The sequence below is a fragment of the Streptomyces sp. NPDC002958 genome, assembly GCF_055563255.1.
Genome location: NZ_JBVHDS010000002.1, coordinates 367,156 through 383,677, shown reverse-complemented (window position 1 = coordinate 383,677; position 16,522 = coordinate 367,156). Strand labels below are relative to the sequence as shown.

General features: G+C 69.5%; 16 protein-coding genes. 9 read left to right on the top strand and 7 right to left on the bottom strand.

Annotated features, from left to right (window positions below):
* Nucleotides 1-213 precede the first annotated feature (213 nt).
* Together ACZ3IC_RS05165 and ACZ3IC_RS05160 are read left to right on the top strand one after the other, a co-directional pair.
* Entirely contained in the window at nucleotides 214-1,239 is a 1,026-nt protein-coding gene (locus ACZ3IC_RS05165; RefSeq protein ID WP_467412746.1) for an ATP-dependent 6-phosphofructokinase, read from the top strand.
* Between the two features lie 239 nt (nucleotides 1,240-1,478).
* Nucleotides 1,479-2,492 carry a helix-turn-helix domain-containing protein gene (locus ACZ3IC_RS05160; protein ID WP_467412745.1) on the top strand — a complete coding sequence of 338 codons (1,014 nt, stop codon included), beginning with the start codon at nucleotides 1,479-1,481 and terminating at the stop codon, nucleotides 2,490-2,492.
* Between the two features lie 160 nt (nucleotides 2,493-2,652).
* Here the strand turns inward: ACZ3IC_RS05160 and ACZ3IC_RS05155 are convergent, their stop codons facing one another.
* The 3 genes from ACZ3IC_RS05155 to ACZ3IC_RS05145 all read right to left on the bottom strand — a co-directional run bounded on the left by ACZ3IC_RS05155 (nucleotide 2,653) and on the right by ACZ3IC_RS05145 (nucleotide 5,800).
* Nucleotides 2,653-3,291, bottom strand: coding sequence for a helix-turn-helix domain-containing protein (locus ACZ3IC_RS05155; protein ID WP_467413148.1), 639 nt, complete (start codon nucleotides 3,289-3,291; stop codon nucleotides 2,653-2,655).
* A 149-nt stretch (nucleotides 3,292-3,440) separates the two neighbouring features.
* Complete coding sequence (locus ACZ3IC_RS05150; RefSeq protein WP_467412743.1) at nucleotides 3,441-4,115, bottom strand: response regulator; 675 nt, start codon at nucleotides 4,113-4,115, stop codon at nucleotides 3,441-3,443.
* Nucleotides 4,112-5,800 carry a sensor histidine kinase gene (locus ACZ3IC_RS05145; RefSeq protein ID WP_467412741.1) on the bottom strand — a complete coding sequence of 563 codons (1,689 nt, stop codon included), beginning with the start codon at nucleotides 5,798-5,800 and terminating at the stop codon, nucleotides 4,112-4,114. Before ACZ3IC_RS05145 ends, ACZ3IC_RS05150 begins: the two co-directional genes overlap by 4 nt.
* 132 nt (nucleotides 5,801-5,932) lie before the next feature.
* Here ACZ3IC_RS05145 and ACZ3IC_RS05140 point away from each other — a divergent pair, with 132 nt between their 5' ends.
* Together ACZ3IC_RS05140 and ACZ3IC_RS05135 are read left to right on the top strand one after the other, a co-directional pair.
* Nucleotides 5,933-7,303, top strand: a complete 1,371-nt coding sequence (locus tag ACZ3IC_RS05140) for a cation:dicarboxylate symporter family transporter (RefSeq protein ID WP_467412740.1) — start codon at nucleotides 5,933-5,935, stop codon at nucleotides 7,301-7,303.
* Between the two features lie 65 nt (nucleotides 7,304-7,368).
* The gene (locus tag ACZ3IC_RS05135; protein ID WP_467412737.1) at nucleotides 7,369-7,614 is read left to right on the top strand and encodes a thioredoxin family protein; all 246 of its coding nucleotides are present in this window, start codon (nucleotides 7,369-7,371) and stop codon (nucleotides 7,612-7,614) included.
* A gap of 71 nt (nucleotides 7,615-7,685) precedes the next feature.
* On the opposite strand, the gene ACZ3IC_RS05130 is transcribed toward ACZ3IC_RS05135, so the two are convergent.
* Complete coding sequence (locus tag ACZ3IC_RS05130; protein WP_467412736.1) at nucleotides 7,686-8,753, bottom strand: MarR family transcriptional regulator; 1,068 nt, start codon at nucleotides 8,751-8,753, stop codon at nucleotides 7,686-7,688.
* Nucleotides 8,754-9,370: 617 nt separating this feature from the next.
* Between ACZ3IC_RS05130 and ACZ3IC_RS05125 the strand changes: the two genes are divergently transcribed.
* The 4 genes from ACZ3IC_RS05125 to ACZ3IC_RS05110 all read left to right on the top strand — a co-directional run bounded on the left by ACZ3IC_RS05125 (nucleotide 9,371) and on the right by ACZ3IC_RS05110 (nucleotide 12,809).
* A complete protein-coding gene (locus ACZ3IC_RS05125) occupies nucleotides 9,371-10,603 on the top strand; it encodes a helix-turn-helix domain-containing protein (protein WP_467412733.1) in 1,233 nt (410 codons plus the stop codon).
* Between the two features lie 94 nt (nucleotides 10,604-10,697).
* Nucleotides 10,698-10,928, top strand: coding sequence for a hypothetical protein (locus ACZ3IC_RS05120; RefSeq protein WP_467412731.1), 231 nt, complete (start codon nucleotides 10,698-10,700; stop codon nucleotides 10,926-10,928).
* Complete coding sequence (locus ACZ3IC_RS05115) at nucleotides 10,925-11,071, top strand: DUF7848 domain-containing protein (RefSeq protein WP_467412729.1); 147 nt, start codon at nucleotides 10,925-10,927, stop codon at nucleotides 11,069-11,071. Before ACZ3IC_RS05120 ends, ACZ3IC_RS05115 begins: the two co-directional genes overlap by 4 nt.
* A gap of 100 nt (nucleotides 11,072-11,171) precedes the next feature.
* On the top strand, nucleotides 11,172-12,809 hold the full coding sequence (locus ACZ3IC_RS05110; protein ID WP_467412726.1) for a leucine-rich repeat domain-containing protein: 1,638 nt from the start codon (nucleotides 11,172-11,174) through the stop codon (nucleotides 12,807-12,809).
* Between the two features lie 499 nt (nucleotides 12,810-13,308).
* On the opposite strand, the gene ACZ3IC_RS05105 is transcribed toward ACZ3IC_RS05110, so the two are convergent.
* Complete coding sequence (locus ACZ3IC_RS05105) at nucleotides 13,309-13,836, bottom strand: hypothetical protein (RefSeq protein ID WP_467412725.1); 528 nt, start codon at nucleotides 13,834-13,836, stop codon at nucleotides 13,309-13,311.
* A 237-nt stretch (nucleotides 13,837-14,073) separates the two neighbouring features.
* Here ACZ3IC_RS05105 and ACZ3IC_RS05100 point away from each other — a divergent pair, with 237 nt between their 5' ends.
* Complete coding sequence (locus ACZ3IC_RS05100; protein WP_467412724.1) at nucleotides 14,074-14,706, top strand: hypothetical protein; 633 nt, start codon at nucleotides 14,074-14,076, stop codon at nucleotides 14,704-14,706.
* 183 nt (nucleotides 14,707-14,889) lie between these two features.
* On the opposite strand, the gene ACZ3IC_RS05095 is transcribed toward ACZ3IC_RS05100, so the two are convergent.
* Both ACZ3IC_RS05095 and ACZ3IC_RS05090 read right to left on the bottom strand, forming a co-directional pair.
* Nucleotides 14,890-15,765, bottom strand: coding sequence for a TIGR04222 domain-containing membrane protein (locus tag ACZ3IC_RS05095; protein WP_467412721.1), 876 nt, complete (start codon nucleotides 15,763-15,765; stop codon nucleotides 14,890-14,892).
* A 193-nt stretch (nucleotides 15,766-15,958) separates the two neighbouring features.
* Nucleotides 15,959-16,513, bottom strand: coding sequence for a hypothetical protein (locus tag ACZ3IC_RS05090; RefSeq protein ID WP_467412720.1), 555 nt, complete (start codon nucleotides 16,511-16,513; stop codon nucleotides 15,959-15,961).
* Between the last annotated feature and the right edge of the window lie 9 nt (nucleotides 16,514-16,522).

Genomic DNA, 16,522 nt, shown 5'->3' with positions numbered 1-16,522 from the left:
CCGCCCCGTCCGGCCGGACCGCCGCCGGATTCCTTGCCGCATCCGGGCCGGATTCCTTGCCGCACCCGGCGGAACACCCGTGTGGGCATGCGCAAAGCGGCCGAGAACGCGTGAACCGGGCCTGACGTGGGACAATCGTTGTGGCTCACGGTACGGGGGATTCTGTAGTCGCCCCCGAAATGCACCACACTAGCGAGCAGGAGATACAGCACGATGCGCATCGGAGTTCTCACCGCAGGCGGCGATTGCCCAGGCCTGAACGCAGTGATCCGGTCGGTCGTGCACCGTGCCGTGGTGGGTCACGGCGATGAAGTCATCGGCTTCGAGGACGGCTTCAAGGGACTCCTCGACGGCCACTTCCGCCCCCTCGATCTCAACGCGGTCAGCGGCATCCTCGCCCGCGGTGGTACCATCCTGGGCTCGGCCCGGCTGGAGCGCGACCGGCTGCGCGAGGCCGCCGAGAACTGCACCGAGCTGAGCCGCCGTTATGGCATGGACGCCCTCATCCCGATCGGCGGCGAAGGCACTCTCACCGCCGCGCGGATGCTGTCGGACGCCGGGATGCCCGTCGTCGGCGTCCCCAAGACCATCGACAACGACATCTCCGCCACCGACCGCACGTTCGGCTTCGACACCGCGGTGGGCGTCGCCACCGAGGCCATAGACCGGCTCAAGACCACCGCCGAATCGCACCAGCGGGTCATGGTCGTCGAGGTGATGGGCCGCCACGCGGGCTGGATCGCGCTGGAGTCCGGAATGGCGGGCGGCGCGCACGGCATCTGCCTTCCCGAGCGCCGCTTCCAGGTCGAGGACCTGGTGAAGATGGTCGAGGAGCGCTTCGCGCGGGGCAAGAAGTTCGCGGTGATCTGCGTCGCCGAGGGCGCGCACCCGGCCGAGGGCTCCATGCCGTACGCCAAGGGCGAGATCGACCAGTACGGCCACGAGCGCTTCCAGGGCATCGGCAACCGGCTGGCCATCGAGCTGGAGACCCGGCTCGGCAAGGAGGCCCGACCGGTCATTCTCGGCCATGTGCAGCGAGGCGGCACGCCGACCGCGTACGACCGGGTGCTCGCCACCCGCTTCGGCTGGCATGCGGTGGAGGCCGCGCACCGGGGCGACTTCGGCCGGATGACGGCTCTGCGGGGCAACGACATCAAGATGGTTCCGCTCGCGGACGCCATCACCCAGCTCAAGACGGTGCCGGAGGACCGGATGGACGAGACGGAGTCGGTCTTCTGACCCTGGCGCGCGGCAGCGTCACAGAAGGAGTGGCCTGCGGCCCTGACTGTCCCCCCGTGAACGGTCAGGGCCGCTTGCCGTTCCCCCTGGCGGCCATGGCCTTTCCGGAGGGTCGAGGCCGGGCGGGCCGTGGTGCCGGATTCCACTCTTGAGCCGGCGGCCCGGATCAACAAGGCTTATCCCTGTCCCGGACATGTCCCAACTCTGTCCGGGCGTGGATTCCAGGGGAGGCACAGCACATGGTGGTCGAGGGCAGGGCTCCGGATCCCAGGGAGGCGCGGAGTGCGGCCGAATTCATTGCCCTGCTGCGGGTGCTCAAGGACGCGTCGGGTCTGACGTTCCGCGAGCTGACGCAGCGGGCGGACGCGGTGGGGGACGTCCTGCCGCGCTCCACGATCGCCAACATGCTCGGGCGTACGACGGTCCCGCGCGAGGAACTCCTCGCCGCGTTTGTGCGGGCCTGCGGCTGCGGGCCGACGGAGGTGGAGGGCTGGCTCGGCGTACGCAAGGAGCTCGCCGTGCACGGGCAACGGGCCGGGGGAGCGGTCGCGGCCGAGGGCGAGGCCGGTACGGAGGAGGCCGAGGAGGTCCCGGATGCGTCGGCCGGGCAGTCCCCCGAGCAGTCCCCCGAGCAGTCACCCGACCCGCTCGCCGACCCGCCCCCGGCCCGTCGCCGCCCCCGGACCGTCCTGGTGGCCGCCCTCTCCCTGCTGGTGCTCGCCGCCGCGGTGACCGTCGCCTTATTCGTACGCGACGAACAGCCGGGGTCCGCCCCCGTCGCCGGACCCGTGGCGGGGCGGACGGTGCAGATCCGGTCCGTCCACTCCGGGCTCTGTCTCTCCGAGAAGCGGGGAACCGCCAGCGGCCGGATCTACCAGGTGCCGTGCGACGGGGAGACGATCCCGGCCTTCTCCCTCAGACCCCTGGGCGACGACGTCTGGCAGATCGTGACCGATCACCCGGACTTCGGCCCCGGCTGCTCAGGTATCTGGGACGGGATGCGGGAGGCCGGAGCCCCGATGCAGGACCAGGAGTGCGGCAAGCGCGGCTCCGCGGAGGCGTTCTGGATCGAGCCGCAAGGCCATCCCGTCAAGGGGTACCGGATCCGCCCCGCCCACACCCACCTGTGCGTCGGGGCCGAGGCGGCCGGCACCGAGCGCGGCGCCCAGCTGATGCAGATGGGCTGCGACGGGGTGGACCGGGGGAGCCTGTTCTCCTTCGACCCGGTGGCCACGGACGCGGCCGACGGCTGAGTACAGCGCGGCGGGCGGGGGCGGCCGGCTGAGTACAGCGCGGGCGGGCGGGTGGTCGACGGCTGAGTACAGCGGGGTGGGCGGGGGCCGACGGCCGAGTGCAGCAGGGCAGGCAGGGGGCCGACGGCCGAGTGCAGCGCGGCAGGCGGGGGCGGCCGGCTCAGGCGCTCGTCCCCTGCACCCCGGCCGTCTGCCAGAACCGTTCCACGATCTTCGCCAGGAACGCCTGCGCCGCATCGTCCGTCGCCCCGGCCCGCTCCGTACCCGTACTGCTCCAGCTCAGCGTCGACACCATCAGCGCCTGGTAGTCGGCGTGCAACTGTGCCAGTACGTCCTGCAGGAACCCGCGCTCCAGCGGCACCAGCTTCGCCACCGGCCGGACATGAGCCTGCCAGCGCGTCGTCACCGCATCGCGCAACAGCTCCGCCAGTTCCTCGTCCCGGCCGGACACCGTCACGAACCCGGCAGCCGTCAGCCCCAGCACCTCGCTGAGCACCGCGGACTGGCGTTCACTGCCGCGCCAGCGTCCCGACTCCTCCATCCGCAGATACGCGGAAACGGTCAGCCCCAACAGACGCGCCAGCTCCTCCACGGTCAGCTCCCGGGCCACCCGGTGCTCCCGCAGGGAGCGCGCGGCGGTGAGCAGTTCGATCGGCGAGCACCACAACACACCGGCCAGCGCCGTGAGTTCGTACTCGCTCGGGACGGCGAGCCCGCGCTCCCAGGCGACCACCGTCTCGGTGCTGATGCGGAGTCCGTACTGGGCTCCGAGCCCGTACGCGACATGGTCGGGAAGCATCCCCAGGGCCTCGCGGAGCCGGCGTGAGGCGGGGGCGTTGAAGGGCGGCGAGGGGTGCACGGCCCCACCGTAGGAGTCAACACACGGTCCGGCTACGGTGTGTTCCACCGATATCACGGCTCGTAGGAACGTCCGAGTGCCGTACGGGGTCAGCGGCTCCGGGCCACCCACCGGTAGTGCAGCTCCGGGCGTCCTATCTGGCCGTACTGCGGGCTCCGCACCGCGCGCCCCACTGTCACCAGATGTTCCAGATAGCGGCGCGCCGTGATCCGCGAGATACCCAGCTCCACCCCGGCCGCGCCCGCCGTCACCCCGTCCGGAGCGGCACGCAGGACGCCAGTGACGGCCTCCAGCGTCGGGCCGCTCAGCCCCTTCGGCAGCCGGGTCGGCTGCGGGGCCCGCAGCGCGCCGAGCGCCCGGTCCACCTCGTCCTGACCGCTCGCCTCACCGGCCGCCGCGCGGAACTCCGCATAGCGGACGAGGCGGTCGCGCAGGGTGGCGAAGGTGAACGGCTTCAGCACGTACTGGACGACACCGAGCGACACTCCTTCCCGGACCACCGCCAGATCACGCGCCGACGTCACCGCGATGACATCAGCCGAGTGCCCGGCCGCGCGCAGCGAACGCAGCAGCTGAAGACCGTGCCCGTCGGGCAGATACAGATCCAGGAGCAGCAGATCGACCGGCGTACGGTCCAGCGCCCGCACCGCCTCCGCACGCGAGTGCGCGACCGCGGCCACCGTGAATCCGGGGACGCGGCCCACGTACAGCTGATGGGCGTCCGCGGCGACTGGCTCGTCCTCGACGACCAGCACCTGGATCATGCGATGGCCTCCTTCGTGGTGTGCGTCGTGCGGTCGCCGGCGGCCAGCGGCATTCGCACCGTGAACTCCGCACCGCCGTCCGGGCCGTGGTCCAGCGCCACCGTCCCGCCGTTGCGGTGCACCGCCTGCTGTACGAGGGCCAGCCCGATCCCCCGGCCCGCGCCGTGCGTCGACCAGCCCCGGTCGAACACCTCGGCGGCGTCGTCCGGATCGATCCCGGCCCCGGTGTCGGCGACCCGCAGCAGCAACTCGCCCTCCCCGGCGAGCGCGGTGACGGTGACCCGGGCGCGGCAGGCCCGCCCCGGCGCCGCTCGCCGGGCGGACACGGCTCCGGGACCGGGCGCATCGGTCCCCGCCTCCGACGCCGCGTCCACCGCGTTGTCGATCAGATTGCCGAGGATCGTCACCAGATCCCGTGGCGGCAGGGTCGCGGGCAGGGCGCCGTCGTCGATCAGGCTGTCGTCCGCGAGCACCAACTCAACCCCCCGCTCGTTCGCCTGCGCCGCCTTGCCCAGCAGCAGTGCCGCCAGCACCGGTTCGGCGACGGCGCCCACCACCCGGTCGGTGAGGGCCTGGGCCAACTCCAGTTCTGCGGTGGCGAAACCCACCGCCTCCTCGGCCCGGCCCAGTTCGATCAGCGACACGACCGTGTGCAGCCGGTTCGCCGCCTCGTGCGCCTGCGAGCGCAACGCCTGGGTGAATCCCCGCTCGGAGTCCAACTCACCGGAAAGCGCCTGGAGTTCCGTATGATCGCGCAGCGTCACGACCGTACCGCGCTGCTCCCCGCCCACCACCGGACGCGTGTTGACCACGATCACCCGGTCCGCCGTCAGATGCAGCTCGTCGACCCGCTTCTCGGAGGCGAGCAGCGCACCGGTCAGCGGCGTCGGCAGATCGAGGTCGGTGACCCTGCGCCCGACCGCACCCGGCTCGAGCCCGAGCAGTTCCCGGCCCGCGTCGTTGATCAGCGCGATCCTGCGCCGCCCGTCGAGCATCAGCAGCCCCTCGCGCACCGCGTACAGCGTGGCCTGGTGGTAGTCGTGCATCCGGCTCAGCTCGGCGGCGTTCATACCGTGCGTGTGACGCCGGAGCCGGGCGTTGATCACATACGTACCGATGCCGCCGAGCGCCAGCGCCCCGCCCGCCGCCAGCCCCAGCGCCCCGAGCTGTGCCCGCACCTGCGAGGTGACCCGCTCGACCGTGATGCCCGCGCTGACCAGACCGGTGATCCTGCCGCCGTCCCGGACCGGGGTGACGACTCGGATCGAGGGCCCGAGCGTGCCGGTGTACGTCTCCGTGAACGTCTCGCCGCGCAGCGCCTGCGCGGTGTGCCCGAGGAACTGCTCCCCGATCCGGTCGGCGTCCGGATGCGTCCAGCGGACCCGGTCCGGGGACATGATCGTGACGAAGGCGATCCCGGTTTCCCTGCGGACCTTCTCCGCGTACGGCTGGAGCACGGCGGACGGGTCCGGGGTGCGGATCGCCTCCCGTACGGACGGCGAGTTGGCGATCGCCAGCGCCGCTGCCCTGACCTGCCGGGTCGCGGTCTCCTTCGCCTGGGCGCGGCCGGCGACGTACGCGAGGAACGCACACCCCGCCACCACGGCCGCGACCAGCACCACCTGCATGGCGAAGAGCTGGCCGGCCAGGCTGCGAGGGCGGGTACGGGGGCGGGGGAGACGCATGGCGACAGTCTGCCTGGCCGAAAACATATGAACGAAATGTACGTAACGGTGACCGTCGTCAGAGGGAGCGGGATAGTCGCCAAGCCCCCCCAGGGACGGGGGAGCTACCTGGACGAGCCGAGGAGAACCCCCGTGGGAGTGGCAGCCGCCAAGCGGGACCGTACGCACTATCTGTATCTCGCCGTGATCGCGGCTGTGGGCCTCGGCATCCTCGTGGGCTTCGCGGCCCCGGACGTCGCGGTCGAACTCAAGCCGCTCGGTACCGGCTTCGTGAACCTCATCAAGATGATGATCTCGCCCATCATCTTCTGCACGATCGTGCTGGGCGTCGGATCGGTGCGCAAGGCCGCCAAGGTCGGCGCGGTCGGCGGCCTCGCCCTCGGCTACTTCCTGGTGATGTCGACCGTCGCACTCGCCATCGGTCTGCTCGTCGGCAACATCCTGGAGCCCGGCCAGGGCCTCCACCTCACCGAAGAGGTACGCGCCGCGGGCGAGAAGCAGGCGGCGGGCGCCGGTGAGTCCACCGTGGACTTCCTGCTCGGCATCATCCCGACGACGATGGTCTCCGCCTTCACCGAGGGCGAGGTGCTGCAGACCCTGCTCATCGCCCTGCTCACGGGCTTCGCACTTCAGTCCATGGGTTCGGCCGGCGAACCGGTTCTGCGCGGCATCGGCCACATCCAGCGCCTCGTCTTCCGCATCCTTGCCATGATCATGTGGGCGGCCCCGGTCGGCGCGTTCGGCGCGATGGCGGCGGTGGTCGGCGAGACCGGCGTCGACGCCCTGAAGTCCCTCGCAGTCATCATGGTCGGCTTCTACGCCACCTGCGCGATCTTCGTCTTCGTGGTGCTCGGCACGATCCTGCGGCTGGTCGCCGGGGTCAGTCTGCCGGCTCTACTGAAGTATCTGGGCCGCGAGTTCCTGCTGATCCTCTCCACCTCCTCGTCGGAGTCCGCCCTGCCGCGGCTCATCGCGAAGATGGAGCACCTCGGGGTCAGCAAGCCCGTCGTCGGCATCACCGTGCCGACCGGCTACTCCTTCAACCTCGACGGCACCGCCATCTACCTCACGATGTCCTCGCTCTTCATCGCCAACGCGATGGGCGACCCGTTGAGCGCGAGTGAGCAGATCTCGCTCCTGCTCTTCATGATCGTCGCCTCGAAGGGTGCGGCCGGAGTCACCGGCGCGGGCCTCGCCACCCTCGCGGGCGGCCTCCAGTCGCACCGCCCCGAACTGGTCGACGGCGTCGGACTGATCGTCGGCATCGACCGCTTCATGAGCGAGGCCCGCGCCATGACGAACTTCGCGGGCAACGCGGTGGCCACCGTCCTGGTCGGCACCTGGACCAAGGAGATCGACAAGGAGCGGGTGAAGCAGGTCCTCTCCGGTGCGCTCCCGTGGAACGAGCAGATGCTCAGTCAGGACGCCGGGCACGGCGACGCCACGCACACCGTTCCGGAGCCGCGCGACGGCGGCCAGGAGCCCGCCCCGGCAAAGGCTTAGACACCGAACACTCGGCAACAGCAGGGCCGTCGCGGGAGCTCCCGCGACGGCCCTTCGTGCTTGCCTTGACGTCCGCGTCAACCTTTACCGTCGAGGACATGCGAATCGGGGAGCTGGCCGAGCGGGCCAAGCGCATCAAGATCGTCCAGCTCGACGTCGACACCAGCCCCGGGATCGCGAGCCGGTACGCGGTGCTGTCGACGCCCATCCTGATGGTGTTCCGCTCCGGCGAACCGGTGAAGTCGATGGTGGGCGCCCGCCCCAAGCGCAGGCTGCTCCAGGAGCTGGAGGACGTGTTCGAGACGGTGTGAGGCGGGGCGTTCGTATCTCCAGGCGTATCTCCAGGCGGCTGTCTGCGCGGTACCTGCGCAACTCGACGCGTTCAGGGGCTTTTCATCAGGTCGCGGAGGGTGCCGACCAGTGCGTGGATGTCACGTTCGACGGGCGGGTCGGCGGGGGCTGTCGGGGCCGGGCCCGGGGCAGGTGTGCGGCAGGGGCGGCAGAGGCCGTCGGGGAGTGCCTCGGGTGGGCCGGGTGTGCCGCATTCGGTGCATTCCACCATCAGGCGGCGGACGGGGCTGCCGGGCGTGGTCGGTGTCCGGGTGGTGGGCAGGCCGGGTGGGATCTTGTCGTTGAGGCGGCGGCGTACGAAGCCGACGGGGGAGTCGACCCGGGCGGGGAGGCCGGAGGTGAGGGCATGGGTGAGGTAGTCGGCGTCCACGCCCCGGGCGAACCATTGGGCGGCCAGTGGTTCCAGGACGGTGCAGTCGGTGGCGGAGAGGGGCAGGCGCGGTTCGATTCGGCCCAGTTGGGCCAGGGCGAGGTACGCGGGTGAGGGGTGACCCGGGGGCGGTTCGGGGGTCCGTTGCTGCGGTACGACGGGTACGGGTACGGGAGCGGGCGAGGCGGGCCGCGCCGCGGACTCGGCCGGTGCCACGGAGGTTGGGGCCGACGGTTCTGCCCCGGCTCGGGGAGCGGGCGCTTGCATGGGGATTCGGGGCGGCGGCTGGGGAGCGGTTGTTGCGGCTGCTTCTTGGGCGGCTCGGTTGTTCTCGGCGTCCAGGAAGGCGCCCCACCATTCGTTGTCGCGGGCGGTGCGGGACCAGAAGGTTCGGGTGACCCAGCGGACCTGGCCGCGCTCCTCGACCCGGCACTGGGCGTACCGCAGGTGACCGGCCACTCCCAGCGCCCTGAGGGCGCTGCCGACGGCCATCTGTCCGTACAGGGGGATGCTCCTGGCCAGCGACTTGATGTCCATGGCCGCACCGTCGGGCAGGTGGTCGACGTACCCGGCGATGTAGCGCTCCCGCTCGGGAAGCAGCGCGAAGTCATCGGCGCGGGGCGGGCGTTGGTCCAGTGCGGATCGCTTGCCATAGCCGGGGCTGGCCTTCGCGTACGGGCGTGAGGATGCGGGCGCACGCAGGGCAGGGTTAAGGTTCTCGGTAGCCACGAGATCGCTCTTTTCGATCTTGGGGTGAGACCCCGGCCTGGTGCGCGAACACCGTGTCGGGGTCGTTTGGTTGGGGGAACCGTAAGCAGCAGCGACGGCGCCCCGCAAGCTGGTCAAGATTAGTCGTACTTGCTGGTCGTGACGGGTCAGGGAGGACGGGGAGGTTTCCCCAACCCCCTTCTTTCATCTACCGGTTAACCAAGAGCGCTCGAATCCCGGAGCCCGGATTTCGACACCCGGATCCCGAAGCTCGAGTGTCGGGACCGACCCTTTCCTCGTACCCACGAAAGAGTGATCCAGCCGGTCCCGGAGCTCGAATCCCGACCCTCGAAGCCCGGAACTCGGGTTCCGAGCCGCAGCGTCGCGCTGCTCGAACGGCGGAGCCGGACACGGCTACCGCCCGGTCGTGGCACTTGACAAGCTCTCAATCAGTAGGCCGCATTGTGTTGCAGCTGGGAACCCCGGTGTCACTGAATTGCTGGGCCGTTCCTCAATCAGGCCCGTCGACCGTCTTCTCTGCCATCCACCTGAAGTACGGCTTCTCTGCCGCTGACTCATTGACGGACGGCGTTCTCTCCTCGATCTCAACGGACGTACCCTGCAAGGGAGGTGATCCCATGCCGCTGCCCGAGAACGTTCGCAACTTCCGACGTCGCGCCGGCCTGAGCCAGGAACAGCTTGCCGAGCGTGCGGGCCTTTCTCTGGGTGTTGTTCGAAAAGCCGAGCAGGGCGGAAGTGTGCGGGTCGAGACACTCCACATACTCGCCAGGGCACTCGACACCACCACATCCAGCCTCTTCGAAACCGCCGCTCCTGAGCCTGCCCGTGGGGACGAAGGCGACAGTGTCCGCCTCATGGAACTACGCCGTGCGCTCATGCCGCCGGTCGGTCTCTCCGAGGTCCTCGTAGAACCTGAGGGGGCAGTCAGCCTCGCTGCCATACAGCGGGACATCGACGACTCCCATGCCCTTTACCAAGCCGACCGCTACGACTCCGTCGCGAAGCGCCTGCCGGGCATCCTTCGCGCCGCCGAGGCCGCCGTCGTGCTCAGCGGCGCGGGGGAGCCGCGACAGCGAGCCACCATCGTCAGGGCCAGTGCTTTCCTTCTGACTGGCAAGTACCTCACCCAGGTCCGGCGCTACGACATGGCCTACCACGCCCTTTCGCAAGGCATCAGGGACGCCAGGGAGGCCGGACAGACCCTCCTCGCCGCTACCGGGGTCGTCGGTATGGGCTGGCTCCTTCTGCGGCAGGACAGATTCGACGAAGCTGAGCGTCTGGCCACCGTCACGGCCGACGCGGTGGAGCCGCGCATGTCCAACGCCTTGCCGGGCGAGCTCGCCGTCTGGGGAGAACTGTGTCAGCGCGTAGCCGCCGCGGCCATGCGGAACAACCGCCCCGAGGTTGCCAAGGAGGCCCGGCGCTTGGCTGCGACCGCAGCTTCTGCCCTGGACGTAGAGCACATCGACTTCCGGGAACACTGGACCACATTCGGGCCCGTCACGGCCGAGATGAAGGCGATCGAGGACCTCTCCCTCATCGGCGACGCTCGCGGAGTGCTCAGCCGGGCCGATGAGGGAACTCTGAGCCGCAAGGCGTTGAAGAAGCTCGGTCGGCCGAGCGCGAACAACTGGGACCGGCACCGTCTCGACGTGGCCAGGGCCCACGCGATGCTCGGCTCCCACCAGGACGCAATGGACGAGCTGAACGCGATCAGGCGGGCTTCTCCCGAGTGGCTGAGGCACCAGCAAATGGCCCGCTACATCATGAGCGACATCCTTGCCGGACGGAAGCGCACGCTCACCGAGGACATGCGTGACATGGCACTTCACCTGGGCATCGCCGGGTAGTAACTACGAGGCGTGGTGCCTCCTTCCCTGGAGCTGGGAGAGTGCCACGCACCGTGTCTGGTTCGACCCACTGCGCGCGCATAGCGTCTTCGTCATGGCGAACAACCAGCAGGCCGACCCCCGGATCGGGGCAGTAGTCAAGGATACGAAAACCGACCGCTTCGGCGTCGTGATGGCCACCATCGATGGGCACATCCAACTCCGCCCGATCAGTGGCGGACTGTCGTGGGAGGCCGACCCGGACGGCATCGAGGTGCTCTCCTCGCGCCAGGAGCTGACCGTTCGCCTCGCTGCCCTCAACGCCGAATCCAGGCGCGGGAAATGAGCGGGCCCCGCGCCATCGTGAGGCACATTCAGTGGACCCTCGCGCCGGACGAGGAGCCGGATGCGGAACCGCGGACGTACGCAATTCTGTGTGTTGTCTGCGGAGAGACCTCACCTGCGGCGGAGCCGACGCGGCATGCGTGATCCCGAGCTCGCGGCGTTCTTGTCGCGCAGGGGCCGCAGGCCGCCGGGCAGGTGTCCGGGTGTACAAGGCTGTCGGAGGCGGCCTATAACATCCGGCGGCATGACCACAGTGACCTCACCGCCGGGCTATCGCGTCCTCACCATTGCCGAGGCGGAAAGGCGTTTCTCTGCTTCCTCCGACCTGGCGTATCCATACCAGGACTTCGCCGACGAGCAGGAGATACGCCTCTACGAGGGCGGCCTGCACGTCGCGGGGAGCCTGGAGCCGGACTCCGACGGTGACCGGGTGCCGTACAACGTGATCGTGGACGGCGACCTGACCGTCGACGGCGATCTGGAGTGGTGGGGTGGGCTTGGCGGCTGCTTCCTGCTGCTCACCGGGAACGTACGGGCACGCAATGTGCTGCTGTTTGGCTGCCCCGACGTGGTGGTGCGCGGCGACCTGACCGCCACCGGCGCCGTCCAGGGCCATCACGGCGACGACGGCGGCTATCTGACGGTCCAGGGCAGTATCCGGGCCGAGGCTGTCATCAGCACCCTCTACTTCAACCTTGACCTCGCACAGCAACCGGAAGCCCTGCTCATCGCCGACCCCTACCGCACCACCTGCCCGGTCGACTTCACCGACAACGAACTGGGCGGCATCGTCCTGCCGGAACTGCTCGACGAGGACGGCCGGGCCGACGAGTACAGGATCAGCGAAGCTCTGCGCGCCGGACAGCCGATCCTGGGTCCCCGTGCGCGGCCAAGTCACCTGGCCGTACAGGAAGAACTGGGAGCCCTGCTGCCCAGGGCGGCCGAGATCACCGAACTCGACCTGTCCCGTCGCAAACTACGGCAGGTCCCCGGGCAGCTCTTCGCCTTCCCCGGACTGCGCAAGCTCGCCCTCGCCGGCAACGAGTACCTCGGCGCCCTCGACGACCGTATCGGGGAGCTAACCGCCCTGGAGGAGCTGAACATTGCCGGTATGGGGCTGACCGAGCTCCCACGGGCCATCGGCTCCCTGCGCCAACTGCGCGTCCTCGACATCTCCGGCAACCGTTTCGAGTCCCTGCCCGAGGAGATCGGCGACCTGGCCCAGCTCGAAGTGTTGAACGCCGGAGGGCTCACCTGCCCGGTGCCCGAGGCCGTGGGCCGATTGCGGGCGCTGCGCGAGCTGGACCTGTCCGGCATGCGTGCCCCAGGGCGGTCGCCGGTCGGCTTCCCTCTGCCGGTGACCCAGCTGACAGGACTGCGGGCTCTCGGCCTCATGCACGTGTGGCTGGAATCCGTCCCCGACGAGCTGCTTGCCCTAGCCGACTTGGAGCAACTGGACCTGCGCGGTTCACTGTCGGCCCGCCTGGAGCGGCTGCCCGACCTCGCGCGACTCCCGCGACTGCGGGTGCTGCGACTGAGCGGCAACACCCCGTGGACCTACCAGCCCGAGCCGGACCGGGATCTGCTCTCCGGCATCTGGGCCGTCACCACCCTGGAGGAACTGGAGATCGACCGCTGGGGCGAATGCACGGTGCATGGACAGGTTGCGCGAACCGCCTTCACCGCGCTACCCGACGACGCGTTCGCCCGAATGCCGGGACTCAGGCGGCTGGACCTCTCCTCCAACGAGCTGACGGTCCTGCCGGAGTCCTTCTTCCAGCTGCCGCATCTCGAAGCCGTCGATCTGCGGTACACGAAGCTCGGCTGGCCGGTCCTGGACCGCCTGCGCGACGAACTCCCGCACGTCCACGTGGAATCGTGAGTGCGCCGTACGGGAACTGCGGAAGGTCCTGGCAGCTTGATCTTCACCGGGATCAGCGGCGTTGACCGGCTCCGGGCAGCGCTCGCGTAGGAGGTACGGGGTTGTCCACGCCGATCTGGTGCCACGGCTCGCCACGCTGCAGCGCGGGCCGCAAGCCAGAGGAGATGAGTGCCGCTGAACTCTGGCGCATGTGGGTGGACGGCTACGCGCACAGGGCCCATGAGCGCTGGTCAGACCTGTATCGGCCCGGCGAGGTCACCATTCTCTGGACTGTTACGACGCCCGCCTTCTCCGACATCTTCGAGGGTGCGCCTTACGCCCGAACCCTGCCCCGTGACCCTCAGCTGGAGAAGATGTTCGGCCCATACAAGGAGGAGGACTTCCTCACGTACTACAGGACGCCCGTGAATGCCGATACCGGGGAACCGATCATCTGGCTTCGGCTGCCGGTCCTGGACCGAGGCCGGAACGCGACGACGGCAGACAAGGGCGGGTTCATTCAGGAGGTGACGGGCTGGAAGCCAGTTCCGCTGCAGCCCACGGTGGACGTCATGCAGATCGGTCGGACGCCGGCGTGCATGTTCCGACCCTTTCCTGACAGAGCCCGGGTGACGTGGCCGCGGATTCGGCGTAGCGGTCGGCGAAGGCCGGCCACCTCGGATCGCCGCTCTTGCCCTCGGTCGCCGGGAGCCCGTACGCGCGCACCTGGTCGTAGGTCGTCCAGCGAGCCGTACAGATTCGCACTGGTCTGAAAAGTGACGAAGTCCTGCGGCAGAGACAGGTTCCTGGCCGCCAGATTCCCCGCCAAGTCGTTGAGCTTCGCGACCTGCTCAGGGTCGAGGCCTCGGGTGCCACCGAGCCACTGAAAAGCTCCTGTGAACTGGCTGGAGTCGAGCGGCGGCAGGCTCTCGTACGGGTAGCGCTCATAGGTGTATCGGCAGGCGCGGTACTCGCCGAGGTCGGTGGCGCACCACGCGGCGTCGAAGCCGACCGAGGACAGCGCGGACTTGGATCGTTCATCAGGCATCGGAACCCCAGTTGATCACTGCGAGCGGAGTTGTCGGCGCCAGCTTGGCAGTCGCCACCTACAACTCCTACAACGGGTGCGTCAGACCGGTTCCCCAGAGCCGGGTCGGGGCGAACGTTGCCTGATGCCGGCACTAGCGGCTCTCCTCCGCCGGACGGCGCTCCTTGGCTCCCGTCCTCCGCCGTCGTTCCCGCCTGGGTAGGGTGCGCGTGGACAGCAGAGCAAGGAGTGCCGCACATGGTCGACGAGCCGTTCGACCGGATCGACGACGATGACCCGGACGACGCGCCCTGGATCGTCGCGGTCTGCCCGGTGACTCCCGAACTCGCTGCCCGGATCGTCGACGTGGCGGAGCTGGACTGGAAGGACGCCGAGGCCGCCGAGCGGGCGATGGTCGCCGCGGGCTGGGAGCCGACCGGTGACTACCTGGGCGACCTGGACGAGAAGTGCCACACGCCCGCGGGGCACATGGTGTACGGCGACGACTGCTTCGCCATGCCGTTCGCGTACGAGTACTACGTGCACCCGGACGGGGCGATGGGGGAGGACTTCTGGAGCCAACTCCCCGGCTGGCACGGGCTTGTCGACCCGCCGGCCGGCACGTGTGGGGCCCAACTCGACGAGGTGGCCGACATGTTCACCGCTCTGCTCGGTCCGCCCGATCACGACGTGACGCACGAGCGGCGGCCGGAGCTCGACCACGAGTGGCGGTACCGGGCCTGGCGGCGGGGCGACAACGTCCTGGTTGTTGCGCCGGGGCTCGACGGGTTCTCGTACTCCCAGTTCGAGCACGCCTTCGTGCAGATCAGGTCCCTGCCGGCGGACGCGCCGTTTCCCTCGGCCAGGGAGCTGCCCGACTTCTTCTGGTGACCCGGCGGCTCGCGATGAGGTGACTGCCGCCGGTCCCGCCTGTCCGCGGCGACGCGACCGCCGCCGGGCCCGCCTGCCCGGGGTGACCCGACGTCCTCCGGTCGGGTGCAGTGGGCTGGCCCCCGTCGCCTCAACTCGGCTCCCAAGAACATGATTTCGGGCCGCGAGATGCGAGCGTCGGGCTCAGTAGTCGCTGCCGCCGCAGCTGCTGTTGGATCCGCAGCTGTGGTGACCTTCGCCGCCGTCCGCGTGCGGGCCCTGCTCGGAGTGCCTGTCGTCTTCCCTGTCCAGCGCCTTGCCGAACTTGACCAGCATGCGTCCCACCGACGGCAGTGGGCTCCCGCCCTCGTCCCGCCACTGCGGGCGTCGGCGCTCGCCCGGCAACCCGCCCTGCCCGTCGAACACCACCGCCCCGAGTGTCGCCGCGGCCCACGGCTCGCTCCTGCGCAACGCTGCGAGGCGGCGACGGCCCACCGGGGTCAACAGTCCACGCGCCGGGCACAGCACCCGCACGGCGAGACAGCAGGCGCCCACCGCGAGGAACGGAACCGTGTGCCGCAGTCCCTGCGGGAGGGCGAAGGCCGCCAGAACCACCGTGCCGAACACCACGGTGAGCAGGGCCCGCGCGGCGAACAGCCGGGCTCGTGCGCGCGCCGGGCTCAGCACCAGACCGTACGAGACGAGCCGGTCGCCGATCTCGCGTACCGCCTCGGTCCGTATCGCTCGCGGACGCAGCAGGGTGGGGGTCGCAACGCCTGATGCCCGCCACTGCTCGACCAGGGCATGCTCCACCGGATGGGCGGGTTCTGCCCCGGGCTCCAGCAGCCGGAGCCGCCCGCCCGAGCGGACCACGACGCTGCTGTCGCCGCCCCACATGGTGTGCAGGGCCGCCTCCACCACCCGGTTCGGTCCGCCCGCCAGGAGCGCGGCATCGTACGGACCCAGCTCAGGGATGTGCTCCCGGCGCAACCGGAGCAGTCGCCGACCGGACAGGGCGAGGGAAGAGGTGCAGGAGGCCAGTGCGGCCGTCGCGTCGATGAGCGCAAGCGTGGTCCACATGGCAGCCCCCGATCCGGTTGTGCTCCGGATGCATGTGCGTGTGCAGGTGATATCTCCGCGTGACGCACGGCTAATCCGAACAGGCCCGATCGAACGCCGCGAACTCGCGCTCGGCGACTGCGGACGCGCATACGGAACGGCTTGAATCCACGGGCACGCATGCTTCTCTGAACTAGGCTTGGGCGCCTGAAGCTCAGGGAGCGCCCATCGACGTGTCGACGGATGCTGCGAAGGCCGCGAGGGTAGTGAAGTCGTCGTTCCGCAGGCCAATCCGTGGATTGACGTGGTGGAGCAAGACGGCTGCGTGGTGATTGGCAGCCACGTGTGCGTGATCCGCGTCGCTCTGTTCGTCGTCCACCCAAGCGAACGGTCGGCCGTTGGCGTACTCCACCAATGGCTCCAACTTCCAATGAACGCCATCAGGGCGCTCGTTGAGCAGGGCATCACTGAAGTCGACGAACGGCAGCTCAGGCAGACCGAGCGTAGGTCCGATCCACTTATTCGCGTCGCTCATCCAGGTTGTGGCCCAGCAGATCTCGTATCCGAGAGCCAGCAGCGCCGGCCCGTGATCGGGGTTGAGCCATACCCGTAGTGGCCTCATGTGGGTCCGCAGGCTCCCGTGCCCCCCAACTGCCCCGCTCTCCTGTGGGACGCGAAGGGTGGTATAGCCCTCGGGGCGCTTCTCGGGCTTCGCCGCATACGGATTCAGGGGTCCGTCGACGTCGAGGAACAGCAACGGCCGACTCATGGCACCCCC